Source organism: Pseudorhizobium marinum, assembly GCF_000705355.1.
GTDB classification, from domain to species: domain Bacteria; phylum Pseudomonadota; class Alphaproteobacteria; order Rhizobiales; family Rhizobiaceae; genus Neorhizobium; species Neorhizobium pelagicum.
In genome coordinates this window covers 268299-294171 of sequence record NZ_JMQK01000005.1, presented here as the reverse complement: position 1 = coordinate 294171, position 25873 = coordinate 268299, and the positions used below count along the sequence as shown (strand labels likewise).

Here is a 25873-nt window from a genome sequence, read left to right as displayed (position 1 = left end):
TGGCCGCCCTCGGGGCGGCCATTTTCGTTTGCTCTATCAGCAGTCGGGATCGCTTCAGTTGAAGCGCCCGGCCGCATGCGCCAGCATGGTATAGACCTTGCCGGTATCGGAGGTCAGGTAGCTCTGGGTGACCGACTTGTCGCGGTCGGTGCGGGCCACGTCGCTGAGCAGCTTCTCGAAATCGGCGATGTAGCGATCCACCGCGGTGCGGAACTCCGGCTCGCGTTCGTACTTGCGCTTGATCTCGTCGAAGGTCTGCTGGCCCTTCAGCGTGTAGAGGCGGCGGGTGAAGACATCCCGCTCGCCGCGCTGATAGCGGCGCCAGAGGTCCACCGAGGCGTCATGATCGATGGCGCGCGCGATATCCACCGACAGCGAGTTCAGCGATTCCACCATGTGCCGCGGATTGCGGTTGTCGCCATTGCCGCGCGGAGCCGGCTGTTCGGGCTGGCGCGGTGCCTGACGGGCCGGTGCCTCTGCCCCTTCCGACGCACCGCGCAGGAGGTCGCTGATCCAGCCACCCTCATCCCGTCGCCCAGTCGAGGGCTCGGAAGGACGCGGCTGCAACGGTTGTGCCGGACGATCGACATTGATCGAACCGCGCAGGCCCGATGACAGCAGGTCGCTGCGCGGAGCCGCTACCGGCTGCTGCGGCAGGGCTGCGACCGGCTGCGGCCGTGGTGCCGGCGCGGGCGCCGGTGCCGGTGCACGCGCCGGAGCAGGCTGCGAGACCTCAAGCTGCTGCGTCGAGCGACCGACGAGCTGCGAGAGGTCCTGGAGCGCCTTGATCTGCTCGGAGACCGCGCGCCGCATCGCAGCCGCGCTTTCCTTGGCTTCTTCCGGAAGGTCGAACGCGCCGCGCTTCAGCTCGGAGCGGGTGCTGTCGAGCTCTTCGCGGATCTCGTTGGCCGAGCGACGGATTTCGTCCGTTGCGCCCGCGAAGCGTCCGACGGCCTCTTCCACCGACTGGCGCAATGTCTCGCGCAGGTGGGAGGCAGCGGTGTCGGACCGGTTGGCGGCTGCGCCGAGCATCCGCTCGACATCGCCGAACGAGCTTTCGACACTGCCGCGGATGCGCTCGGACAGACCCTTGGCGCGGTTCTCGGCATTCGACAAGGTCTGGTCGATGGCACGATTGGCTTCTTCGCCGGCGCCCGTCAGTGCCTCGCGCATCGCCTGTGCCGTGATGTCGACCCGCTGCTGCGTTTCGCCGAGCGTGCGGCCGATGTCTGCAAAGGCGCCGTGCAGGCTTTCGCGCAGATGGGAGGCAACCTGCGAAGACCGCTCGCCGGCGCGCTCGAACGAGCCCTCCACCAGCGTCGTCAGGTTGCGCATCGTCGCTTCGATCTCTTCCGACTGCTTGACCAGTCCGATCGACAGGCTGCGGAGCGCGTTCTGGCGCTCGCCCAGCGTGTTGGCGAGGTTCGACTGGGCTGCACCCAGCAGTTCCGACGCCTGGGCAAGCACCTTGGAGTGCTCATCAAAGCGCCCGACGATACCGCCGACCTGATTGAGCGTCTGTCCGGAGATGCTGGCCAGCCGATCGATGTTGTTTTCCAGGAGCCGGCTCGAGCCGGACACCATGTCTGCTGCATGGCTTGCCGATTCCTGGAAGCGGTTGGCCGTGGCATCGAGCTTTTCATCGACGCCGGCAAGACGGGCCGATGCCTGGTCGGCAGCAGAGGTAATGTTGCGGGTCGCCCGCTCGACGATGTCGGTGATCCCGGAATTGCTTTCCGCGAGCCGGTCGATCAGGGCGTTGACGTTGCCGGTGAGGCCGCGCTCTACGGCCAGGATCGCACCGGCGGTATTCTCCGCCCGCTGCGTGAGGGCCGACAGCGCCTCGTTGGTCCGCGATGCGATCGCATCGACGAGCGCATTGTTCTCGTTGCGGATCCGGCCGGCGCTCTCGTTGACGGCGGCAGCGAGGCGATCGGTGCCTTCCTGGGTGGCAACGGCAATCTGGTCGGCGGCGGACTGGCTGGCGACCGCATATTCCTCGACGACCGGCTTGGCCTGTTCCTCGATGATGCGCGACAGTTCCGTGGTGCGGCTGGCCAGCATCGAATTGAGGTCGCGAGCGCGGCTGTCGAGTGCCGAGCGGATCGCATCGCCACGGGCGGCAAGCGCCTTGTCGACATTGTCCATGGCCGCCTGCAGTTCGGCGGCGGTGTTGGACAGCGTGCCGCGCAATGCGCCGCCGCGGGCTTCCAGAGCCTGCTCTGCTTCGCCCAGCGCCTGCGAGATCGCGTTCACCTGTCGTTTGACGAGAGAATCGGCCTCGGCCACCTTGTTGACGATGGAATTGCCGGCCTCGGAGAAGGCTTGCGCCACCGTGGCGGCCTGGCCTGCAAGGCGGCTCTGGGTTTCGGAAATCCGTGTGACGATCTCGTTCGAGCGCTCCTCGATCGATTTGGTGAACTCCGCATTGCGGTTCGAGAGCTCGTCCGTGAACTCGGCGCCGGCGCGTGTCAGCATCTCTGCGGAGCGCATTGCTTCGCTGTCCATGCCCTCTGCGGCAGCGGTCACGGCTTCCCGCAGCGTCGCGGCAAGGCCTGCAGCCTTGCCCTCGATGGTCCGCGAGACATTGTCGAGGCCGATCGTCAGGGCGCGATCCATGGTCGAAAGGCGTTCGTCGAGACGTGCTGTGCCGCTGTCCATCGTGCCGGCGATCCGGTCGTGTGCATCGGTGCTGACGCGCTCGAGATCGGCGGTGCGCTGGGCGAGGGTGTCGCCGAGATTGCGGCCGGCACCGTCGACCAGCTCCGTGACGCCCGCCAGTTCGTCGCGGATCCGGCCTTCGAGACCGCCGAACGTGGTTTCGATCTTGCTGCCGCTGTCGTTGAGGGCGGCGGCAACGCTGCCGACCGTATGTTCGATGCGGCCGGAAAACTCGTCGGCAGAGCGGGTAATTTCCTGTGCGGCGTCGTTCAGCTTGGCGGCGATGGTGCCGGCGGTGGAGCTGAGACGCTGCTCCAGGTCGGTGCCGGCGCCGTCGATGGCGGCCCGGAACTCTTCCTGCTGCAGCTCCAGCGACATTTCCAGCAGGCCGGCGCTGGTGGCGATCGTCGTGCCGATGGTCGTCACCTGATCGGACATCAGGTCGACGATCTGGTCGTGGGCCTGGGTGAGGGCGACCGAGATCATGTCGCCACGCTTCTCGAGCGTGGAGCGCAGGCGATCGTAGTTGGAGCCGAGGGTCTCTTCCAACTGCTGGTTCGCAGCGGTGACCGTGCCGGCAAATTGATCATGCATCGTCGACAGCGTCTCGGCGACACGCTCGTGTCCGCTGCCGAGCGTCGTCCCGAGCCGGTCCGTTCCGGCCGCAAGATTGCTCTCCAGCCGGCTGGCGCCTTCGCCGAGCACCGTTTCGATCCGTTCCGACACCTGGCCGACCGATGCCTCGATCCGGCTGCCTGCGTCGGAAGCGCTGGCGACGAGCTTGTCGGTCCGCTCGTCGAGCATGCCGGCCAGCCGGTCTTCGCCAAGGGCAAAGGCGGTGCTGAGTTCGAGGGCCTTGTCGTCAAGCAGCTCGCCAATCCGCTCGCCGTTCGACGACACGGTCTGCGCGAAGCCGGCAACGCGCTGATCGAGGCTTTCGCCGAGGCGCTGCTCGCCATCCTCGATGTGCCGAAGGATTGCCGCTGCTCTTTCGTCGAGAACCGCAGACAGGCGCTCCGGCGTATCGGCGACGCTGCTCAGGATTCCGGAGATGCGGTGTTCGCCCAGCGCAAAGGCAGTGCTGAGTTCCATCGTCTTGTCGTCGAGCATTTCGCCGATCTTGTCGCCATTGGCGGCGACGATCTCGGCAAATCCGGCAACCCGCTGGTCCAGCGTCTTGCCGAGGCGGGCTTCGCCCTGCTCGATATGCTGCGCGATGGCGCTGGCGCGCTCGTCGAGCACGCTGGAGAGGCGCTCTGGCGTATCGGCAAGATTGCTGAGAATGCCGGCGATCCGGTCTTCCCCGAGCGCAAAGGCGGTGCTGATCTCCATCGTCTTGTCGTCGAGGAGCTCGCCGAGACGGTCACCATTGGCAGAGAGTGCCTCGGTGAGACCCGCAACCCGCCGATCGACGCTGTCACCGAGGCGCTGCTCGCCTTCCTCGATGTGACGCGCGATGACTGCGGCGCGTTCGTCGAGGACGCTCGAAACACGCTCCGGCGTGTCGGCAAGATTGCCGAGGATACCGGCGATGCGGTCTTCGCCAAGGGCAAATGCGGTGCTGATCTCCATCGTCTTGTCGTCGAGAAGCTCGCCGAGGCGTTCACCGTTCGTCGAGAGCGTCTCGGCAATCACGGCGGCCCGTTCGTCGAGCACGGTCGCAACACGTTCCGGCGTCTCGGCAAGCGTGCCGAGGATGCTCGAGATCCGGTCTTCGCCGAGCGCGAAGGTGGTGCTGATGTCCATCGTCTTGTCGTCGAAGAGTTCGCCGAGACGGTCGCCGTTGGACGACAGGGTCTGGGCAATGGCGGCGACGCGACGGTCGAGGTCTTCGCCGATCCGCTGTTCGCCATCCTCGATGTGACGGGCAAAGACGGCCGCGCGTTCGTCGAGCACGGTGGTGATGCGCTCCGGTGTCTCGGCAAGGCCGGTCAGGATGCCGGCGATGCGATCTTCGCCGAGCGCAAGGGCCGTGCTGATGTCCATGGTCTTGTCGTCGAGGAGTTCGCCGATCCTGTCGCCGTTCGACGACAGCGTCTGGCCCAGGGTGGCGACGCGTTGGTCGAAGCTGTCGGCAATGCGCTGCTCGCCATCCTCAAGGTGGCGGGCAATGGTGGATGCCCGCTCGTCGAGCAGCTGGGCAAGCCGTTCCGGCGCGTCGGAGACGGCGCCCTCGATGGCGGCGGTCCGCTGGTCGAGAGCCTCGACGAAGCGCTGCTGCCCGCCTTCCAGCGCGCTGATGACGGCGCCCGAGCGCTCGCCCAGCGTCTGGTCGAACTGCTTCTGGCTCTCCGTCAGCGCGCCGATCAGCACGCTGCTGCGGCCGGCCAGGACCGCATCGATGTTCTCGTGGGTGTTGCCGAAGGCGCTGGTGATTTCGCTGGTGCGGGCGGCAAGCGCATCGCCGAGCTCGCGCGTGCGGCTCTCCAGCATCGAATCCAGCACTTCCTGACCCGTGCCGAGCGTGGTGGCCAGCGACAGCGACTGGTCGGTCAGCGCCGCGCCGATCCGCGCGATGCTGGTGCTGAGAATGCCTTCGATGGACTCCGAGCCGCCGGCGACCGTTTCGTTGATGCGCGCAAGGCTGTCCATGAGCTTGCTGTCGAGATTGCCCGCGCGCTGGTCGAAGGCGGTGGCAAACTGCGTCAGCCCCTCGTCGAACGTGGCGCTGAGCTGGCCGACTGTCGCCTGCAGCCGCTCTTCGAAGAGGCCGGTGCGCAGGTCGAGGTCCATGACCGCATCGTCTGCGGCGGACTGGAGATTGCGGCGGAACGAGGTGCCCTTGTCGTCCAGCGACTGGTTCAGCGACGCCAGCACGGCATCGAGCGAACCGGTGATGCTGCGTTCGCCTTCGGCCAGACCTTCGGTAATTTCCCGCGTGCGGGCCACCAGGGTCTCGTTCAGCTGCCGGGTGCGGTCCGCAAGCGCTGCATTCAACCGTTCGGTACTGGCGTCGAGCGTCGAGGCACGCGTCTCGAATTCTCCGAGAAGGGCTTCGCCGCGTTCGGCAAGCGTGGACGTCAGCGTCTGGAGGCGCTCGTCGAACTCGCTCGCCAGCGCAAAGCCGGACGAGCTGAGAGTGTCGACGAGGTCCTGGGCCTTGGCCGACAGCAGTGAGCCGAGGGCCTCGCCGGCGGCATTGGTCTTGTCGGTGAGGGCGGCCGCGCGCGTGTCGATCATCGACGCGAAGGCTTCTCCGGACGTCGCCAGGCGAATCGAGATCTCTTCGGTGGCCAGCGAAAGCTCTTCCTTGAGCTGTTCGTGGGCGCCGACGATCGACGACCGGATGCGTTCGGCATGGTTGACGATCGCGTCGCGCTCCGAGCCGAGTTCGTGGACGAGACCGCGAACCCGCAGTTCGTTATCCGTATAGCTGCGCTCCAGCGCGTTGACTTCGGAATGAACCAGCGTCTCAAGCTCGGTCGCCCGCGCGATCGTCCGTTCGATGCCTTCGTTCATGGCCGAGACTTCGCGGCGAACGGCCTGGCCGACGGTCATGATGCGCTCGGCGGCAACCGTCTCCGGTTCGGAGAGGCGAAGCGCCACTTCTGCCATGGAGCGCGCGGCATTGCGCAGGTCCTGCGCACGGGCCATCATGATCGCGAAGGCGAAGAACAGCAGGATCGGGACGATGATGCCCACGACGATCGCAACGATCCCGGGAGCTGAAATCAGACCGGCGACGGATCCCATCTGCCACAGCGCGCTGCCGTAGAGCAACTGGGCAAGGCCGAGGCCGCCGATTGCCCAGAACGCGGAAACGATGGCGGCGTTGCGCAGCGATGCGCGCATCGAGCCGCCTTCCAGCGATTTCAGCATGTTCAGCGTATTGCGTCGGCTGCCGTCGTTTGCCGGCTCGAAGGCGGGTGCCCGCGCCACGGGCTCGCCCGATGTCTGGGAGCGGGGCGGCTGGGCAGGATTGTCTTGCCGTGCGGTTGAGGAACGCTGCTTGGGTGTGTCAGACACTCTGGTCTCCGAGGCGTGGGGCGCGGACCTGCGACGGGCGTCTTGCTCGTCATTGAAATCGATCTTCAGAGCGTCTTCCAAAGCCTGGAAGGCCGTTTCGTCGACCGTTTCACTCGTGGTGTTCTTTGCCATGCGGTTACGCCTCGTTACGGACTCGCCCGGCTATTTCCCTGCTGATCAACCGCCCATTGATCTACCCGGAAATCATGCCTGCCGGATTCCTTGTGTCGTCATGACATTTGGAATCCAATTACAATCAGTTGGATGGCGTTCTTGCAAACGGATGATAAGGAAAGCTTACCAGCGCGCCATCGGGGATGACAGGAGCGGACTCCTGCCCATCCAATCGTATTGTAGTGGCACATCTGTCGTGCCTTAACAATTCGCGGGCCCTTTCAGCGCGCGCAGAGCAAACCCTTGTTAACAGAATTTAAACCATAAAACCGTCCGAAACGCCTGTAAATCGGGAGGCTTAGGTGAAATTAACCATAGCCGAAGATTCCAGCCGCGTTTGTGCCGGAATTTAACGGGATAGAGCGGGCCTTCCGTCACCATCGTGACAGTTCAAGTTCAAAGGAATGGCACCTCTCATGGCTGCTCTCAGCATCGCGTTCGAAGCCCCCGTCACCCTCCGCGGCCTGTCTCCCTCGCAGTCTCGGCCCATCGACCTCGTCCACCTGGCGGCGCAGACCCTGGGCGACAAGGGCCGCGAGATCGATGCCCTGCAGGCCTTCGTCCGGCAGGCGCGCCAGGCGCTGCGGGACGTCGCGAACGGCGACGCAGCCGGCATCACTGCCGCCGCCCACCGGTTGCAGGGTGCCGCAGCCGGGGTCGGCGCCTTCAAGGTTGCCGATGCTGCCGCACGCCTGGAAGAGAATGGCGCCGACGCGGCCGCGATGGCCAAGCTCGGCGCGGCGGTCCTGGAAACCGAGAACTTCGTCCTGAAGCTCTGCCGCTGACAAACGCACCGCGGACAATCCCGTGGCGGCATTGCCGCCCGGGCAGGTGCACCCTATGTTTGGCGGGCTCCGGGATTTGTCGGCTGACAAATCCTCCCTCGCATCAGACTGACCGGATCTCCACACCATGACGAAAATCACCATCGTCGCCTTCGACGGAACGCGCTTTGACCTGGATGCTGCCAACGGATCGACCGTGATGGAGAATGCCGTGCGCAACTCCGTGCCGGGCATCGAAGCCGAATGCGGCGGCGCCTGCGCCTGTGCGACCTGTCACGTCTATGTCGATGACGCCTGGTCCGAGCGGGTCGGACCGCCGTCGCCCATGGAAGAGGACATGCTCGACTTTGCCTATGAAGTGAAGCCGACCTCGCGACTGTCCTGTCAGATCAAGATGACCGATGCGCTCGATGGGCTCGTCGTGAACGTTCCCGAGCGGCAGGCCTAGCCGGCGGGCGACCGTTTCCGGGCCGCCCTCAGCCGCCGTTCTGCTGCTGACGGTATTTCAGGAGGCGCATCATCCGGCTGTCGAAATTCGTCGATTCCACCCGATCGAAGCGGACCTGTTCCCGGTCGTGCGATTCCAGCACGCGCCGGGTCGTGGCGCCGACCTGCCTTTCCAGTTGCTCGCAGTTGGATGCAGGGCGGAGGTTCTGAAGCTCCTGTTCCAAAGTGCGTGCATAATTGCGTGCGATCTCGGCATGGCGCTCCTCGTGCCGCTTGATGTCGGCGGACAAGGTATCCCAGATGAAGCGTAGGTCCTGTTCCGCGCGGCGGCGGTTGCTCCAGCGCGGCAGGATGATATGCGTCTTGAGAGTGACCTTGGCAGCCCCGACCGAGCAGCGGCCGCTGCGTTCCACATAGGTGACTTCGCCGCCGAAGCTGATCTCCGTCGCGCCGGGGTGGCGATGGCCGGTCGCCTGGGTGAGGGGACCGCGTCGTTCCAGTTCGCTGTCCAGGTCTTCGGCCGTGCGGCCGCCGATGCTGAAGTAACCGTATGTCTTGCTGATCAGGGGATCGGCGTTGGCCGCAGTCACCGTCAGGCACAAAGCGACTGTTCCGCCGAGCAGGCAGCGGAATCTTGTAATCAGGGGCATTCTTCAGCCTGCAGACGTTGAACTTTGGAGGAGCTTGCGGCATAGGCGTCGGCAGCGCAACAAGAAGGCACAAAAATTTGCGTTACTCCTGGACAAAGGCCGCCTCGGCCGCGCCGGACCACACCATCCTGTGGCAGGTCCGCACGCGCAACCTTGAACTGGGCAACCACGGCCATATCATGGCCATCGTCAATGTTACGCCTGATTCCTTCTCCGATGGGGGCCGCTTCGTCGACAGCGCCCAGGCGATCGACTTTGCTCTGTCCTGCGTGAAGAAGGGGGCGTCGATCCTGGATATCGGCGGCGAATCAACCCGCCCGGGCGCCGACGAGGTGAGTGCGGCACAGGAGCAGGACCGGGTCCTTCCGGTGATCGAAAGGCTCTCGCGCGAAACCGAAGCCTTGATTTCCATCGACACCTACCGGGCGGAGACGGCGCGGCTGGCGGTGGCGGCGGGCGCCCATATCATCAACGACGTTCATGGACTGCAGCGGGAGCCGGAGATCGCCCAGGTGGCGGCGCAGACGGGCGCCGGGCTCTGCATCATGCACACGGGGCGCGGCCGTGATGGACACAGAAACGCCGACCTGATCGCCGACCAGCTGGAATTCTTCGGACAATCTCTCGCCATCGCCCGTGACGCCGGGGTCGGGCACGACAGTCTCGTCCTCGATCCGGGATTCGGCTTTGCCAAGAATGCCGAGGACAATCTTGAACTCATGGCCCGCTTCGAAGAGCTGGACGTGCTGGGCCTACCCTGGCTGGTGGGCACGTCGCGAAAACGGTTCCTCGGGTCGGTAACCGGCCATGACGTGGCCGCCGATCGCGATATCGCCACGGCAGCCACCACGGCCATGCTGCGGCTTGCCGGTGCCTCGATCTTTCGTGTCCACGATGTGGCGGCCAGCCGGGATGCGCTGGCCATGGCCGATGCCGTCATCGCGGCAGCCTCCAGAAACGGCGGGAACGCAACATGACGACCTATACGATCACCCTCAAGAACTGCGCCTTCTTCGCGCGCCACGGCGTCCTGGACCAGGAGAACACGCTCGGCCAGCGCTTCTTCGTGGATGCCGCCATGGAGGTGGAAGCCGGCGATGCACTGGAAACGGACCTTGTGGAGCAGACCGTCGACTACGGGCTGGCGTTCGCCCTGATCGAGCGGGTCGTGACGGGGCAGCAGCGCAAGCTGATCGAGACGCTGGCCTTCGACATCGCCAAGGCGCTGTGCGCCCGGTTCGCGCAGATCCGCCACGTCGAGATCACCGTGCGCAAGCCAAGCGCGCCGGTACAGGGTGTTCTCGATCATGCCGAGGTGCGGGTTGAATACCGTCCAGCCTGAAATGCGCTTCACCGCAGCCCTCGGCCTTGGCGGCAATATCGGTGATCCGCCGGCGGCGATGGGATTTGCATTGCGGCAACTCGACCAGCATCCGGACTGCCGGGTGCTGGCGGTATCGCGCCTCTACAAGACGCCGCCCTGGGGCAAGACCGACCAGGCCGACTTCTTCAACTGCTGTGCTTTGATCCGCACCGCGCTGGCGCCCGAAGCACTGCTCGACCTCTGCCTCGACATCGAGCGCGACATGAAGCGCGAGCGCGTCGAGCGCTGGGGGCCGCGCACCATCGATATCGATATCCTGACCTATGGGAAGTTGGCGCAGGAGACGGAGCGCCTGCAACTGCCCCATCCGCGCATGACGGAGCGGGCCTTCGTGCTGATGCCGCTCAGCGAGATCGCGCCGGACCTGGTGGTCGACGATCATACGGTAGCGGAATGGCTGGACAAGGCCGACCAGGCCGGGATCCGCCTGGCGCGGGAAAATCGTGACTGGTGGCGAGAGACCTAGCTCCCGCCACGCTTTGATCAGTCGATCGAACCGACGGCCAGCGAATCGAGGTCGCGGTCCAGGGTCAGGCCAATGACGGGGACCATCTGTTCTTCCACCTTCACGGAGATCGTGATGTTCATGGTGTTGGCACCGCGCAGGCTGGCAACCATGGCGCCGTTCAACTGGGCGCGATTGATGCCGACGACGACCTTGTCGCCGTTGACCGCACCGGAAATGATGTCGAGGCCCTTGCCCTCGGCACCGTCGAGGAACTGGCCCTGATAGCCGCGGCCGTTCTGCGTGATCACGGCCGACATCGGCTGCTTGAAGACGCCGACGCGGCAGGTGCCGTCGAGCTTGATGCCCGTCTCGCCGCTCGGCGTCGGTTCGCCGATCAGGTTGCAGTTGAACTTGGTGCCCTTGTATTTCCCGGCGACGATCTCGCCCGGACCCTTCCAGGTGCCGGCGACCTGCTGGAAGAAGGCCTTGTCTCGAGGAGCAGCGGTTGCTTCGGGAGCAGTGGCGGAGGTGGCGCCAAGGGCGACGGCGATCACGCCGAACAGGGAGAATATGCGCAGGTTCATCGATGATTCCTTGGCCAATCAAGAGCCGTTTCGAGCCGCAAGGGTACGGTGAAACTGGTTAATGACTGGTAACCATGGTCCCGGAACTATCGGTCCGGGCGCGAGAAATCATTCGCTCCTGCCGCCGCCGACGGCGGCGATATCCGACAGGAAATCGCCGATCCCGGGCCGCCTGACGGCGCGGAAGGGCAGCGGCCGGCAGAGATCCATGGCCGCAATTCCGATGCGGGCGGTCAAAAGACCGTTGATGACGCCTTCGCCGAGACGCTTGGAGAGCTTGGCTGCCAGTCCATGCCCCAGAACCTGCTGCGCCAGCCCGTCTCCGACGGCGATCGAACCGGTGACGGCGAGATGACCGATGACGTCGCGCATCAGGCGCAGCAGGCCGAGACGGCCTGGCCTGCCGCCGTAGAGTTCGGCCATCGCGCGGATGAGGCGGGCGACTTCGAAGACGACATAGGCGAGATCGACGATCGCCCGCGGGCTGATGGCCGTCACCACGGAGACCCGCTTCGAGGCATTGAGGATCAGCGCCCGGGCCTGGCGGTCGAGCGGAGACAGGAGTTCCTTCTCCGCAAGGTCGAGCAGCTGCGGCCCGTCGATGATCTCGTCCTTGGTGGCGTCGAGGACGGCACGCCCCTTGGCCGTTTCGGCGCGGTGCGACAGCAGCGTCGTCAGGGTCGCCACCACGGCCCGGGCACTGCCCGGCAGCGGTGCCGCCGCGGCCGCCTCGGCTTCGGCCTTGAGGCTCTGCACGGCAGAGAGGCGCAGCAGACCGGCCACCTCCCGCGCGACGACGATCAGAACGGCAAGAAGTCCGACGGCCAGCGCGGTCAGCGCCGCATAGCCGAGCCAGTCGTTGCGGGAAAACAGGTCACGTACGACACCGTCGGCCCAGAGGCCGAAGGCGAGCGACAGGAAGGTGCCGAAGGCCGCAAGGGCCAGATTGGCGAAGGAGAACCCCTTGCGCCGCCGCGGCGCGGCCACCGGCAGGGCATCGGACGCGAGCTCCGTCGGCGAGAGGAAGGGATCCTGCTCCTGTGGGGTCAGCATCACGCCGTCGTCGAAGCTGCGCGGCGGGCGGGCAGCCGTCGGCGCGGTGTCCGGCCGGCGGTCGTCGCCGACGTCGAAGGCACCGGGCCGGCGCGGCCCGCGGCCGGGGGGGAAGTCGGAGGAGGTCATGCGAGGCGATCTCCAAAAAGAAACTGCATGGCGCGGTCGAGGCGAATATGGGGAACCGAGAGCCGGATGCCGCCGCCCGACTCCTCAACCGCTGGCGGCCGGAAGCGGACGAAATTGATCTCCGGCAATTCGCCCATCCCTTCGCCAAGCTGCTTGAAGAACAGCTCGGGGTCCTTGGGCAGGTCGCCGGGGAAAATGGCCGTCTTGCGGTTGCCGTCGAATGTCTCCGTACCGATCCGCTCGCCGGACATCGGCGTGCCGACGATGACGGGAAGGGCCTGGCCTCCCTCGTTCACCGTCGCCTCGCGGGTCGCCCTGACGGAGGCGATGGCCATGACGTCGATCCCGGCCCCGGACATGCCGATGCGGTGCATGGCGCGGTCGACGAGCCGGGCCGTCACCTTTTCCAGCGCCTCATGGCTTTCGTGGTGGATATGGTCGGCCTTGGTCGCGGCCACGAGCACCTTGTCGATGCGGCGTCCGAGGAGCGACGACAGCAGGCTATTGTTGCCCGGGCGGAAGCAGGCCAGCACATCCGCCAGTGCCCGCTCAAGATCCTGCACCGCCTCCCGGCCCCTGTTGATCGCCTGCAGGGCGTCGATCAGGACGATCTGCCGGTCGAGGCGGGCGAAATGATCCCGGAAGAAAGGCTTCACGACGACGGATTTATACGCCTCGTAGCGGCGCTCCATCATCGCCCGCAGAGAGCCTTTCGGAGCCCGCTCGGCCGACAGGTTCGGAAGAGGTGCGAAGGTGAGGGCGGGGGACCCGTCCAGATCGCCCGGCATCAGGAAACGGCCGGGCGGGAGCGTCGACAGCGATCGCTCGTCCGACTTGCAGGCCTTGAGGTAGGCCGCGAAGGCCTCCGAAAGCCGCCGCGCCGTCATCTCGTCGGCGGGGCCATCCGGATCGATGCTGGCGCAGAGGGCCATCCACTCCCGCGCCAGTTCCGCGCGGATGCCGGTTCGCGCCAGCGTCACGGTATTTTCGCTGAAGGTCCGGTAGTCTTGCCCGAGGAGAGGAAGATCCAGCAGCCATTCACCCGGATAATCGACGATGTCGATCGACAGCCGTCCCGCCGAAAACATGCGGCTCCAGCCGCTGGCGCTCTGGTAGTCCAGGGTGATGCGCAGTTCGGAGATGGCGCGTGTCGAATCGGGCCAGACCCGGTCGCGCACCAGCGCCTGGATATGGTCCTCGTACTGGAAGCGGGGGATGGCATCGTCCGGCTGGGGCTCGAGCCGGATCGCCGAGACCCGTCCCGACCGCACCGGCTCGAACAGCGGCAGGCGTCCGCCGTTCAGGAGATTGTGGACGAGGGAGGAAATGAACACCGTCTTGCCGGCGCGCGACAGGCCTGTAACGCCAAGCCGCACCGTCGGGTGAACCAGGCCCGCCGCGCGGTCGGCAAGGTTGTCGATGGCAATGCGGGCATCGTCCGTGAAGCTCGTGAGGGAGGGCGGCAAGGCTGGATCCTTCTTTTCGGCCTATATAGGTTCGCCGGGGGAGGCTGAAAAGAAGTGGTTTCTCAGAGGGCGCTCCGGCAGCCTCCGAAGGCGGCAACCCTCATGCCGTGAGGAAATCAATGAGACGCCAGTGAGGACCCGTGGGTTCGCCGGGCCGGTCGAGAACTGCAAGGCCGGCCGTCGGATACCCCATGGGAATGGCGCCGGCGGCCTCGTCGGCGCCGATCAGCCGCTCCATGGCCTCTTCGATGGTCGGATTGTGCCCGATCAGCATCAGCGATCCCGCGCTTCCATTGGACGACAGGAGCTCGAGATAGACGTCGACCGGGGCATTGTAGAGATCGTCGACGAAAGCCAGCTCCAGATCTTCGTCGATGGCGCGGCGGACGGCCTCGGCCGTCTGGCGGCAGCGCACGGCGGTGGAGCTGATCACCCGTTCGGGGCGATAGCCGCGGTCGGCTGCTTTCTCGGCGACGAGCTCTGCTTCCGCAAAGCCTTCGCCGTCGAGCGGGCGATCGAAATCGCGCTCCCCAGGCTGTGCCCAGCCGGATTTCGCATGACGGAGCAGATAGATTCGGGAAGGAAAGCTGGAGGTCATCGTTCTGCTGCCGAAGGAATGCGCTGGCCGGATGCGTAGCTCTTTGCCGGCCGGTCCGTCAACCATGACCATCGTCACAGGCGAACGGGTTCCCATGGGCTATCGCGCCAGTGCCGATATCGGCACAAGCCTAGAATAAAGATGAATTTATAGCCGTTTAGCCTAATATTGTGACAGGTTTAAAAATGGTTTTCTCGTGTCTAACAGGCTTGAACCGGCGTGGATGAATGGGATATAGAGCGCGCCTTGAGATGTTCTTCGGGAGAATCGCGTTGAGTGAGAAGATCGATCTTAGCAATTATGTTCTGTCGGAAACCGACGAGTTCATGAATGCGAACCAGAAGGCGTATTTCCGGGCCAAGCTTGTAGCGTGGCGGAACGACATCCTGCGGGAGGCGCGCGAGACGCTTGGTCATCTCGCCGAGGAAAGCGCAAACCATCCCGACCTCGCCGACAGGGCGTCCTCCGAAACGGACCGGGCCATCGAGCTGCGTGCTCGCGACCGGCAGCGGAAGCTGATCGGGAAAATCGATTCGGCCCTGCAGCGGATTGAGGACGGCACCTACGGTTATTGTGAAGAGACGGGAGAACCGATCGGGCTGAAGCGTCTTGACGCCCGCCCCATCGCGACCCTCTCGATCGAGGCGCAGGAGCGTCACGAGCGCCGGGAAAAAGTCTACCGCGACGAATAGGCGGGAAGCCGGGCCGTCGATGTTTGAGGCGCGGCACTGCCGCGCCATTTTTTTGATCCTTGGTGCGCCCGGACGCTGAGCCGCGCCGCTATTTGTCGCGCGTGACGGACATCTCCCCGAAGATACGAGCCATTTCGTCCTGCAGCGACGGCTCGGGCCTGGCGCCCGTGACGCGCGGCTTTTCCCCGGCGGGGGCGGCGAAAGCCTGAGGCGCGGTCTCCCCGGCCGCAAGATTGCTGGCCATTTCCTCCTCGAGAATACGTTCGAAATCGCTGCCAAATGACTTCGGCGGCGCCGCGTCCGACACGGTGGGATTGGCCGGCACGGCGCGCACCGGCTGCGTCGGTCCCTGGAACACGCGGCCTCGGGCTGCGTCCAGAATGTCGGCTGCCTCCGTCAGAGCGGGCTCGCGACGGATATCGATCGGCTCGACAGGTGGCGGGGTTTTTGTCGCTGCGGCAAGCGACGATTCGCTCGGAGGCGTCCGGGAGACGGGTGGAGCCGCTGATCTCGGTGCGGCAGGTATGGGCACGGTCGGCTGCGGGGATGGGGCCTGGGCCTCAAATGCCGGGTCCGCAGGCTTCGTCTTCTGCCGTCCCTGGTCTTCTGCAGGCGTCGCGGGTGGTGGGGCGTGGGCGGCATCCCGTTGCGCACGTGGTCGGGCCTTTGCCGCGATAGCCGCTTCGGCCGATATATCTGCGGGCACGGAGATGCCGCTTTCGATGACAATGTCGGTCGGCCCCCCGATCATGATCAGATGCTCGACGTCATCGCGGCGAACCAGCACCAGGCGCCGGCGCGCATCCACGGCCGCCGCATCGAGCACCTGAAGGCGTGGCTGGCGGTTGCGGCCGCCGCGGATGAAGGGGGAAGGACCTCGTCGCCCGCGCAGGAGCCAGAGGACGCCGATCAGGCAGACAAACCCGACGCCGACGCCGAGGACTGCGATCACCAGCCGAAGGCCATATTCGCTAATCACCTGATCGATCATCGTCCTGCGCTCCTGCGAGATTGTGCCGAGTAGAAGTGCGCTTTTTTTTTGCCGCGGCAAGATGCAGACCCGGCTCCCGGGAGCTTAGGCGTCGCTATCCCGGGTTTTCTGCACTTCTGCGCTTTTTGCATCAACCGCAACTTGCTAAGAAAGAATCGCGGCGGTTTGCCGAGAGTTTCCAGAGTTGCGCCTTCTTCGGGCGGCCGAATAGTGAGGACTTGATGACGAGGTTGCAGCAGGGCGGCAACTACGAGGAGCCCCTGGTCGACCGCGGAGCGCGGGGTGGAACCGTGATCCGGATCCTCCTGCTAGCCCTGGTGCTGATCGGCGTGGCGATCGCCTTCGTCTTTTTCCAGCAGGCTTTGGACAACGAGATCGTGCTCGGACTGCTCGGCGTTCTGGCCATGGTCGGCATCTTCTTCATGGTGTCGTCGATCATCGGCTTCGTCGAGGTCATGCCGCAGTCCCGTTCGGATGAACTGGCGCGCGGTTACCTCGGAACGCACCCGGACGGGATACTCGTCACCGATTCCCGCGGTCGGATCGTCTATGCCAATGCCGCCTACGGCCGCCTGACGGGCGCCAGCAAGGGCAGCAATGTCCAGGCACTGGAACCGCTTCTGTCGCGCAACCGGGAATCGAGCGAGGCGCTCTACCGCCTGACCAACGGGCTTCGCGAGGGGCGCGAGGGCCACGAGGAGTTCCGCCTCGCCCAGCCGCTCGGCCGCGGCACGACCAACGGTTCGGGGGCGCACTGGTACCGGCTGAAGGCCCGTCACCTGCGGCCCGGAAAGAGCTCGAGCAATCAGCTGGACATCTGGCAGCTGACCGACATCACCTCGGAGCGGGACGACCAGGAGCGCTTCTTCCGGGAACTTCAGAATGCCATCGACTACCTCGACCACGCGCCGGCCGGCTTCTTCTCGGCAGGCCGCAAGGGCGAGGTCTTCTATATCAATGCGACTCTGGCCGAATGGCTTGGTCTCGATCTCACGAAATTCGTGCCGCGGTCGATGACGATCGCCGATTTCGTCGCCGGCGAAGGCATGGCGCTGATCCAGTCGGTACAGGCGGCGCCGGGATTGAAGCGAACGGAAACGCTGGACCTCGATCTTCGCCGCACCAACGGCCAGAGCCTGCCGGTGCGGCTGGTCCACTCCGTGACCTCGATGCGCGACGGCGCGCCGGGCGAGAGCCGCACCATCGTGCTGAACCGGCCCAAGGGCGGCGAGGGCGACCAGTCGGCGTCCGCCATGCGCTTCACGCGCTTCTTCAACAACACGCCGATGGCGATTGCTTCGGTGGATGGCGAAGGCAAGATCCTGCGCATCAATGCGCCCTTCCTGCGCCTGTTTGCCGGTGTCGTGTCGCGCGACGAGGTTGATGCGGGCGCCCATCTCGAAGCGATCGTCCACGAGACGGCGCGGCCACAGCTGATGCAGGCGCTGGCGGCGGCGACCGATCGCCAGGGCGACATCGCCCCGATCGACTGCCGCCATCCGGGCGACGACAGCCGCTACGTCCGCTTCTACGTCAATGCCGTGATCGACGAGAGCGACGAGGCGCCGGAGGAAGCGGCGATCGTCTATGCAGTCGAGACGACCGAGCAGAAGGCGCTCGAGACGCAGATGGCGCAGACGCAGAAGATGAACGCGGTCGGCACGCTGGCGGGCGGTATCGCCCACGATTTCAACAACGTCCTGACGGCGATCCTGCTGTCGTCCGATCACCTGCTCCTTCAGGCGCGGCCCTCGGATGCGAGCTTCGCGGACCTGATGGAGATCAAGCGCAACGCCAACCGCGCCGCGGTGCTGGTGCGCCAGCTCCTGGCGTTCTCGCGCAAGCAGACGATGCGGCCGGTGGTGCTCAACCTGACCGACGTGGTCGGCGACCTGCGCATGCTGGTGGACCGGCTGATCTCCGGAACCAATGTGAAGCTGGAGGTGGATTACGGCCGCGACCTGTGGACCGTTCGCACCGACCTGTCGCAGTTCGAGCAGGTGCTGATCAACCTCTGCGTCAATGCGCGCGATGCCATGCCGCAGGGCGGCACGCTGGTGATCAAGACGCGCAACGTCGATGCGGGCGACACGGCCAATTTCCCGCAGGCCGATCTGCCGGCGGAGGATTTCGTCATGGTGGAAGTGTCCGACAGCGGCACCGGCATCCCGCCGGAGATCATGGACAAGATCTTCGAGCCCTTCTTCACCACCAAGGAAGTCGGCAAGGGAACCGGCCTCGGCCTCTCGATGGTCTATGGCATCGTCAAGCAGTCGGGCGGCCACATCTACCCCGAATCGGAAGTCGGCCGCGGAACCACCTTCCGCCTGTTCCTGCCGCGCCACATCCCGGAGGCCCAGGTGCTGCAGGAAATGCAGCCGACTCCGGACGCTGCACCGCCGGCCGAAGCGATCGCCTCCAAGGAGCCGGTCGACCTCACCGGCAATTCCGCCGTCGTGCTGCTCGTCGAGGACGAGGAAGCGGTGCGCCGGGGCGGCAAGCGGATGCTGGAAACCCGCGGCTACACCGTCCACGAGGCCGGCTCCGGGGTCGAGGCGCTGGAGATCATGGCAGAGCTCGAGGGCAAGGTCGACATCGTCGTCTCCGACGTCGTCATGCCGGAAATGGATGGCCCGACGCTGCTGGGCGAACTGCGCAAGACCTATCCGGACCTGAAGTTCATCTTCGTCTCCGGTTATGCGGAAGATGCCTTTGCCCGCAACCTGCCGGCGGATGCCAAGTTCGGCTTCCTGCCAAAACCCTTCTCGCTGAAGCAGCTGGCGGTCGCCGTGCGGGAAATGCTGGACAACTGAGACAATCCTGCCGCCTTCTTCGGCGGTGGGACTGGCACCGATCGCTAGCCGCGGCGGGCGACGAGAATGCCGGCAAGCACGATGGCACCGCCGATGGCCTGCAGCGGGCCGATCGCTTCGGCCAGAATGAGCCAGGCGAGGATTGCCGCCACCACCGGCTGAAGCAGAAGCGTCAGTGACGAGAAGGCCGCCGGCAGGAAGGCCAGCGCATAGGTGATCGCCACCTGCCCGCCGGCATGGCTGATGAAGGCGAGGCCGAAGAGGATCGCCCAGCCGTAGAGGCTGGGGGGTAAGATGTTCCCCTCGAAATAGAGCGCGAAGGGCAGGATCGCGGCGGCGGCGGTGGCCGTCGACCAGATCATGATCCGCACGGTGTCGAAGCGGCTGCGCAGCCGCCCGATCGCCAGGATGTAGCAGGCGTAGAAGACGGCCGCGAGCGTGGCGTTGGCATCGCCGGCAAGATTGCCGTCCCCCAGTGCGGCGGGTCCGCCCTTCAGCGTGATGACGCCGGCGATCGCAAGCCCGAGACCGAGGAGGAAGATGCGCGTCACCGCGGTCCGGAACAGCAGGAAGCCGATCAGCGTCACGAAGACCGGCGCCAGATTGGCCAGCAGAGTGGCATTGGCGACCGATGTCATGTGCAGCGACAGGTGCCAGGCGACGAGATCGATCGCGAGCGCCAGGCCCGGCAGAACCAGCAGCGGCCAGTCGCGACGGGTAATCGTCACCTTCGGTCCGGCCTGGGGCCGCAGCAGGCTCCACAGCGACAGCGGGATCAGGGCAAGTGCCAGGCGCCAGAAGCCGGTGGAGATCGGTCCGACCTCCGACAGCCGCACGAAGATCGGCGAGGCGCCGATGGCAATGCCGCCGAGCACAAGCGCGGCAAGAGCCGCACGATGCTCCGGAGCCCGGACGATGTGCTGAATTGCAGGCAAGATCTTACTCCGGAAATGGTGGCGGCGTGGCTGCGCGCGCGTCAGCGCGCGAGCGCGACGGCGATGCCGGCTGCCAGCCGGGCATTGTTTTCGACGAGCGCGATATTGGTCTTCAGGCTGCGCCCGCCGGTCTGGTGGAAGATGTGGTCGAGCAGGAAGGGCGTGACGGCCTTGGCCGCCACATGCTGCTCGGCCGCCGCCTGGAGCGCGATCTGGATATAGCCTTCCATCTCCTCGCGGGAAATCTCGTCTTCCGCCGGCACGGGGTTGGCCACGAGGATGCCGCCGCGCACGCCGAGCGCCTGGCGGGCCGCCTCGAACCTGGCGATGTCGTCGGCAGTCTCGACGGAGAGGGGGCTCGGCAGGCCGGACACGCGCGACCAGAAGGCTGGGAAATCCGTCGAGCCACAGGTCACCACCGGCACGCCGCGGGTTTCCAGGACCTCCAGCGTCTTGGGGATGTCGAGGATCGCCTTGGCGCCGGCGCAGACGACGATGACATCCGTCTTGGCCAGTTCCTCCAGGTCGGCGGAAATGTCGAAGCTTTCTTCGGCGCCCCGGTGAACGCCGCCGATGCCGCCCGTCGCGAAGACACGGATGCCTGCGAGGGCCGCGGCAATCATCGTGGCGGCAACCGTGGTGGCGCCGGTGCGGCCGGTGGCAAGGGCAAAGGCGAAGTCCGCCCGGGACAGCTTCATCACGTCCTTGGCCTGGGCAAGCTGCTCGAGCTGGTCCTCCTCCAGGCCGACATGCAGCACGCCGTTCAGCACCGCGATCGTTGCCGGCACGGCGCCGCCATCGCGAATGATCGTCTCGACGCTGCGGGCCATCTCGATGTTGCCGGGATAGGGCATGCCATGGGTGATGATGGTCGATTCGAGCGCCACGAGCGGCAGGCCTGCGGCGCGGGCCGCCGCGACCTCGCGCGAGAAAACGATGGGCAGGGCGGGGGTCGCGGTCTGGGTCATGTCTGTCTCCGGAATGGTTGCCTCTCAGAACACCTTTTGAGGCGCGCCGACAAGGGTCGTTTCGTAGTCCATGGCATCGGGCGTGAGGTCGGGCGCCACCGCATGCGGCGAGCGCAGCGTGATCCGCGACGCGGCAATGCCGCAGCGGATCGCCTCCGGCAGTCCCTTGTGGCGCAGCAGCGCGTCGAGGGTGCCGGCGGCAAGCGCATCGCCGGCACCGGTGACATCGGCGGTATAGGTGAGCGGTGGCGGCGCCATGGTCAGGCTCTCGGTGGCGTCAAAGGCTGCAAGCTTGTGGCCGCCATCCGTCACCACGCCCGCCCGCAGGCCCTTGCGCCGCAGATGCACCGGCCAGGTTGCGGCCGTGGCCGCCTGGGTGCCGCAAAGGGCGGCAGCCTCGGCCGCGTTCATGAACAGATAGGCGAGGGCCGGAAGGGCCGCGGAAAAGCGAACGACCTTGGCGGGCGAAATGGCGATTCCGGCAACCGGAACGCCGGCCAGGCTGGCTGCCGCGCAAAGGGCCGTCAGCGTCTCTGCCGGAAGGTTGGCGTCGCAGACGATCAGTTCCGCCTCCTCGATGGACTGCCGCAGCGCACGCACCTGCAGGCGCCGCGGGCCGAACAGGCGGTAGAGATCCATATCGGCGAGCGCCACGACGAGATTGCCGTCGTGTTCGAGGATGGCGGTGTAGCTCGGCGTTGCCCTGTCGAGAAAGACGAAGGGACGATCGATGACGCCGGCGGCCTCCGCGGCGGCGGCGATCTTGTCGGCCGTCATGTCGCCGCCGCGCGGCGAGACCATGGTGACCTGATGACCGAGGAGCGCGAGGTTGCGGGCGACATTGAAGGCGCCGCCGCCGATCTCCTCCATCCAGGCGCCCGGATTGCTGGCGCCCATGGCGGTGTCTCCGGAAATCCGGCCGCGGCGATCGAGATGGGCGCCACCGAGGACGAGAACGCGCCGGCTCATAGGGTTGCCTTTGCGGGCGTCATAGCGGGTCCGATTCGATGCTTCTCGCGGAATGCGAGGGGGACGTGTTCACTGCCTTGTCCACACCGGCTGATGCGTGAACGGAATGCGAACTTGTCAGGAAAAACGACGGTAATTCAAGCGCTGCGACGCTACTTGCATAATGAGAACAAAAAGAGTACATAATCTTTATCGGCCGCTTCGTTGCCTGCGGGGCGTCAATAACCTAAAGGTGGATCAGATGGCACAAAATTCGTTGCGGCTCGTAGAGGATAAGACAGTGGACAAGAGCAAGGCGCTGGACGCAGCACTTTCGCAGATCGAGAGATCCTTCGGCAAGGGCTCGATCATGAAGCTCGGCGCGAACGATAGCGTGGTTGAAGTCGAGACGGTCTCCACCGGCTCCCTCAGCCTCGACATCGCCCTGGGCATCGGCGGCCTGCCGAAGGGTCGCATCATCGAGATCTATGGTCCGGAAAGCTCGGGCAAGACGACGCTGGCCCTGCAGACCATTGCGGAAGCGCAGAAGAAGGGCGGCATCTGCGCCTTCGTCGACGCCGAACACGCGCTCGATCCGGTCTATGCCCGCAAGCTTGGCGTCGACCTCCAGAACCTTCTGATCTCGCAGCCCGACACCGGCGAGCAGGCGCTCGAGATTACCGATACGCTGGTGCGCTCCGGCGCCATCGACGTGCTGGTGATCGATTCGGTCGCCGCGCTGACGCCGCGCGCCGAAATCGAAGGTGAGATGGGTGACAGCCTGCCGGGCCTGCAGGCGCGCCTGATGAGCCAGGCGCTGCGCAAGCTGACCGCCTCGATCTCGCGCTCCAACACCATGGTCATCTTCATCAACCAGATCCGCATGAAGATCGGCGTCATGTTCGGTTCGCCGGAAACCACCACCGGCGGCAACGCGCTGAAGTTCTACGCTTCGGTCCGCCTCGACATCCGCCGCATCGGCGCGGTCAAGGAGCGCGAAGAGGTGGTCGGCAACCAGACGCGCGTCAAGGTCGTCAAGAACAAGATGGCGCCGCCCTTCAAGCAGGTCGAATTCGACATCATGTATGGCGAAGGCGTCTCGAAGACGGGCGAACTGGTCGATCTCGGCGTCAAGGCCGGCATCGTGGAGAAGGCGGGTGCCTGGTTCTCCTATAACAGCCAGCGGCTCGGGCAGGGGCGTGAAAATGCCAAGACCTTCCTGCGCGACAACCCGGAAATGGCCCGCGAGATCGAGCTGTCGCTGCGCCAGAACGCCGGCCTGATCGCCGACCGCTTCCTGCAGAACGGCGGCCCGGACGCCGGCGACGACGGTGATGAATCGGCCGAGATGTAGTCCTTCGCCTCATTGTGAGATTGTTCGAGCCGGCCGCCATCTGGAAAGATGCGCGGCCGGTTCCGCGTTTGGCTGGACAGTCAGGGACACGGGCGATAAAAGCCAGTGGTTTTCAGTGACGGACCCGCATTCGGCGGAACAAAGGGCGTAGCATGAGCGGCGTGAATGACATCCGGTCGACCTTCCTCGACTATTTCCGAAAGAATGGCCACGAGGTGGTGTCCTCGAGCCCGCTCGTGCCGCGTAACGACCCGACGCTGATGTTCACGAACGCCGGCATGGTGCAGTTCAAGAATGTCTTCACCGGTCTGGAGAGCCGCCCCTATTCCACGGCCACGACCTCGCAGAAATGCGTACGCGCCGGCGGCAAGCACAACGATCTGGACAATGTCGGCTACACCGCCCGCCACCTGACCTTCTTCGAGATGCTCGGCAACTTCTCCTTCGGCGACTACTTCAAGGAACAGGCGATCGAATACGCCTGGAACCTCGTCACCAAAGGCTTCGACCTGCCCAAGCACCGGCTGCTGGTCACGGTCTATTCCGAAGACGAGGAAGCGGCCGATCTGTGGAAGAAGATCGCCGGCTTCTCCGACGACAAGATCATTCGCATCCCGACCTCCGACAACTTCTGGCAGATGGGCGACACCGGCCCCTGCGGCCCCTGTTCGGAAATCTTCATCGACCAGGGCGAGCATGTCTGGGGCGGACCGCCCGGCACGCCGGAAGAGGATGGCGACCGCTTCCTGGAGTTCTGGAACCTCGTCTTCATGCAGTTCGACCAGACGGCCCCGGGCGAGCGCACGCCGCTGCCGCGCCCGTCGATCGATACCGGCATGGGCCTGGAGCGCATGGCCTGCATCCTGCAGGGCGTTTCGAGCGTCTTCGAAACCGACCTGTTCAAGACGCTGATCGCGGCGACCGAAGAGGTGGTTGGTGCGAAGGCGGAAGGTGAGCAGGCGGCAAGTTTCCGCGTCATCGCCGACCATCTGCGCTCCTCCGCCTTCCTGATCGCCGACGGCGTGCTGCCATCCAACGAAGGCCGCGGCTATGTGCTGCGCCGCATCATGCGCCGCGCAATGCGCCACATGCAGCTTCTGGGCGCCCGCGAGCCCCTGATGTACACGCTGCTGCCGACGCTGGTGCAGGAGATGGGCCGCGCCTATCCGGAGCTCGTGCGCGCCGAGGCGTTGACATCGGAGACACTGAAGCTCGAGGAAACCCGTTTCCGCAAGACGCTGGATCGCGGCCTGACGCTGCTCTCCGATGCCACCGCCGATCTCTCGGAAGGTGACAGCCTCGACGGCGAGACCGCCTTCAAGCTCTACGACACCTATGGCTTCCCGCTGGACCTGACGCAGGACGCATTGCGCGCCCGCAACATCGGCGTCGATCTCACCAGCTTCAACGATGCCATGCAGCGCCAGAAGGCCGAAGCCCGCTCCCATTGGGCCGGATCCGGCGACACGGCGACGGAGACGATCTGGTTCGAGCTGCGCGAGAAGCACGGCGCCACCGAATTCCTCGGCTATGATACCGAATCGGCCGAAGGCGTGGTGCAGGCGCTCGTCCGCGACGGCGCCGTGGTCGATTCGGTCAGTGCCGGCGACACGGTCCAGGTGGTCGTGAGCCAGACGCCGTTCTACGGCGAGTCGGGCGGCCAGATGGGCGACACCGGCGTGATCAGCACCGACCATGCCCGGCTGGAAGTAACCGATACCCAGAAGAAGGGCGAAGGCGTCTTCGTCCATATCGCCAAGGTGGTTTCCGGCACGTTGAAGACGAACGAACCGGTCGCGCTGACGGTGGATCATGCCCGCCGCTCGCGCCTGCGCTCCAACCACTCCGCCACACACCTGCTGCATGAGGCACTGCGCGAGGTTCTGGGCACCCACGTCGCCCAGAAAGGCTCGCTGGTGGCACCCGAGCGCCTGCGCTTCGACATCTCGCATCCGAAGCCGCTGACGGTGGAGGAAATGCAGAGGGTCGAGGAGATGGCAAATGCCATCGTGCTGCAGAACGCGCCGGTGACGACGCGGCTGATGAGCGTCGACGACGCGATCGCGGAAGGCGCCATGGCGCTGTTCGGCGAAAAATACGGTGACGAGGTTCGCGTCGTGTCGATGGGCGTGTCCACGGATGGTGACAAGGCCGGCAAGGCCTATTCAATCGAGCTCTGCGGCGGTACGCATGTGAATGCGACCGGTGACATCGGCCTCGTCCGGGTGCTCTCCGAAAGCGCCGTCGGCGCCGGCGTGCGTCGCGTCGAAGCGGTGACCGGAGCTGCCGCCCTTGCCTATCTGTCCGAACAGGACGAGCGGGTGAAGACGCTGGCCTCCACCCTCAAGGTGCAGCCGGCCGAGGTCGTGTCGCGCGTCGAGGCGCTGATGGACGAACGCCGCAAGCTGGAGCGCGAGCTTGGCGACGCCAAGCGGCGCCTTGCCATGGGCGGTGCCAGCCAGGACGGCGGGGCGAGCGACATCCGTGATGTCTCCGGCATAAAATATCTCGGCAAGGTTCTGGAAGGCATCGACGCCAAGGACCTGAAGGGACTGGCCGACGACAGCAAGGCAAGCCTCGGTTCCGGCGTCGTCAGCCTCATCGGCGTCTCTGCCGATGGCAAGGCCAGCGCCGTCGTGGCCGTGACGCAGGACCTGACGGACCGCTTCAGCGCTGTCGATCTCGTCCGCATCGCCTCGGTGGCGCTCGGCGGCAAGGGTGGCGGTGGCCGCCCGGACATGGCGCAGGCCGGCGGACCGGATGGCACAAAGGCGCAGGCGGCCGTCGATGCCGTTGCAGAAGCGCTCGGCGCCTGACCAAAGGCGCG

19 protein-coding genes are annotated in these 25873 nt (G+C 65.5%); 9 read left to right on the top strand and 10 right to left on the bottom strand.

Annotation, left to right across the window (positions count from 1 at the left end; genetic code table 11):
- Positions 1-54: 54 nt before the first annotated feature.
- A complete protein-coding gene (locus tag EO99_RS0108935; protein WP_029618303.1) occupies positions 55-6759 on the bottom strand; it encodes an apolipoprotein A-IV repeat region-like domain-containing protein in 6705 nt (2234 codons plus the stop codon).
- Positions 6760-7205: 446 nt separating this feature from the next.
- Between EO99_RS0108935 and EO99_RS0108930 the strand changes: the two genes are divergently transcribed.
- Together EO99_RS0108930 and EO99_RS0108925 are read left to right on the top strand one after the other, a co-directional pair.
- A complete protein-coding gene (locus EO99_RS0108930; RefSeq protein ID WP_404820869.1) occupies positions 7206-7586 on the top strand; it encodes an Hpt domain-containing protein in 381 nt (126 codons plus the stop codon).
- A 127-nt stretch (positions 7587-7713) separates the two neighbouring features.
- Complete coding sequence (locus EO99_RS0108925; protein ID WP_029618301.1) at positions 7714-8034, top strand: 2Fe-2S iron-sulfur cluster-binding protein; 321 nt, start codon at positions 7714-7716, stop codon at positions 8032-8034.
- 28 nt (positions 8035-8062) lie between these two features.
- Here EO99_RS0108925 and EO99_RS0108920 read toward each other — a convergent pair whose 3' ends face one another.
- Positions 8063-8683, bottom strand: coding sequence for a DUF922 domain-containing Zn-dependent protease (locus tag EO99_RS0108920; RefSeq protein WP_029618300.1), 621 nt, complete (start codon positions 8681-8683; stop codon positions 8063-8065).
- Positions 8684-8760: 77 nt separating this feature from the next.
- On the opposite strand from EO99_RS0108920, the gene folP reads away from it, so the two are divergent.
- The 3 genes from folP to folK are packed head-to-tail and all read left to right on the top strand — an operon-like array spanning position 8761 to position 10533.
- Positions 8761-9660 carry a dihydropteroate synthase gene (gene folP / locus EO99_RS0108915; protein WP_235776788.1) on the top strand — a complete coding sequence of 300 codons (900 nt, stop codon included), beginning with the start codon at positions 8761-8763 and terminating at the stop codon, positions 9658-9660.
- The gene (gene folB / locus EO99_RS0108910) at positions 9657-10025 is read left to right on the top strand and encodes a dihydroneopterin aldolase (protein WP_029618298.1); all 369 of its coding nucleotides are present in this window, start codon (positions 9657-9659) and stop codon (positions 10023-10025) included. The genes folP and folB overlap by 4 nt, the downstream gene beginning before the upstream one ends.
- A complete protein-coding gene (gene folK, locus EO99_RS0108905; RefSeq protein ID WP_037111411.1) occupies positions 10006-10533 on the top strand; it encodes a 2-amino-4-hydroxy-6-hydroxymethyldihydropteridine diphosphokinase in 528 nt (175 codons plus the stop codon). The genes folB and folK overlap by 20 nt, the downstream gene beginning before the upstream one ends.
- A gap of 17 nt (positions 10534-10550) precedes the next feature.
- On the opposite strand, the gene EO99_RS0108900 is transcribed toward folK, so the two are convergent.
- The 4 genes from EO99_RS0108900 to EO99_RS0108885 all read right to left on the bottom strand — a co-directional run bounded on the left by EO99_RS0108900 (position 10551) and on the right by EO99_RS0108885 (position 14345).
- Positions 10551-11099 carry a hypothetical protein gene (locus tag EO99_RS0108900; protein ID WP_029618296.1) on the bottom strand — a complete coding sequence of 183 codons (549 nt, stop codon included), beginning with the start codon at positions 11097-11099 and terminating at the stop codon, positions 10551-10553.
- A 108-nt stretch (positions 11100-11207) separates the two neighbouring features.
- Positions 11208-12281, bottom strand: a complete 1074-nt coding sequence (locus EO99_RS0108895) for a YcjF family protein (RefSeq protein ID WP_029618295.1) — start codon at positions 12279-12281, stop codon at positions 11208-11210.
- Positions 12278-13747, bottom strand: coding sequence for a YcjX family GTP-binding protein (locus EO99_RS0108890; protein WP_029618294.1), 1470 nt, complete (start codon positions 13745-13747; stop codon positions 12278-12280). The genes EO99_RS0108895 and EO99_RS0108890 overlap by 4 nt, the downstream gene beginning before the upstream one ends.
- Before the next feature lie 100 nt (positions 13748-13847).
- Complete coding sequence (locus EO99_RS0108885; RefSeq protein WP_029618293.1) at positions 13848-14345, bottom strand: SixA phosphatase family protein; 498 nt, start codon at positions 14343-14345, stop codon at positions 13848-13850.
- Between the two features lie 272 nt (positions 14346-14617).
- On the opposite strand from EO99_RS0108885, the gene dksA reads away from it, so the two are divergent.
- The gene (gene dksA, locus EO99_RS0108880; protein ID WP_029618292.1) at positions 14618-15037 is read left to right on the top strand and encodes an RNA polymerase-binding protein DksA; all 420 of its coding nucleotides are present in this window, start codon (positions 14618-14620) and stop codon (positions 15035-15037) included.
- Positions 15038-15125: 88 nt separating this feature from the next.
- On the opposite strand, the gene EO99_RS0108875 is transcribed toward dksA, so the two are convergent.
- Complete coding sequence (locus EO99_RS0108875; protein WP_029618291.1) at positions 15126-16028, bottom strand: flagellar biosynthetic protein FliO; 903 nt, start codon at positions 16026-16028, stop codon at positions 15126-15128.
- 221 nt (positions 16029-16249) lie between these two features.
- On the opposite strand from EO99_RS0108875, the gene cckA reads away from it, so the two are divergent.
- Positions 16250-18841, top strand: a complete 2592-nt coding sequence (gene cckA / locus EO99_RS0108870) for a cell cycle histidine kinase CckA (protein WP_029618290.1) — start codon at positions 16250-16252, stop codon at positions 18839-18841.
- Between the two features lie 44 nt (positions 18842-18885).
- Here the strand turns inward: cckA and EO99_RS0108865 are convergent, their stop codons facing one another.
- From EO99_RS0108865 to EO99_RS0108855, 3 genes are read right to left on the bottom strand one after another with little or no spacing between them, the layout of a single operon-like run.
- Positions 18886-19779, bottom strand: coding sequence for a DMT family transporter (locus tag EO99_RS0108865; protein WP_051679769.1), 894 nt, complete (start codon positions 19777-19779; stop codon positions 18886-18888).
- A gap of 38 nt (positions 19780-19817) precedes the next feature.
- Entirely contained in the window at positions 19818-20744 is a 927-nt protein-coding gene (locus EO99_RS0108860) for a pseudouridine-5'-phosphate glycosidase (protein ID WP_029618288.1), read from the bottom strand.
- Positions 20745-20768: 24 nt separating this feature from the next.
- Complete coding sequence (locus tag EO99_RS0108855) at positions 20769-21713, bottom strand: carbohydrate kinase family protein (RefSeq protein WP_029618287.1); 945 nt, start codon at positions 21711-21713, stop codon at positions 20769-20771.
- A 241-nt stretch (positions 21714-21954) separates the two neighbouring features.
- Between EO99_RS0108855 and recA the strand changes: the two genes are divergently transcribed.
- Both recA and alaS read left to right on the top strand, forming a co-directional pair.
- Positions 21955-23046: a recombinase RecA gene (recA, locus tag EO99_RS0108850; RefSeq protein ID WP_029618286.1), complete on the top strand. Its 1092-nt coding sequence runs from the start codon at positions 21955-21957 to the stop codon at positions 23044-23046.
- Between the two features lie 152 nt (positions 23047-23198).
- Positions 23199-25862, top strand: a complete 2664-nt coding sequence (gene alaS / locus EO99_RS0108845) for an alanine--tRNA ligase (protein ID WP_029618285.1) — start codon at positions 23199-23201, stop codon at positions 25860-25862.
- Positions 25863-25873 lie beyond the last annotated feature (11 nt).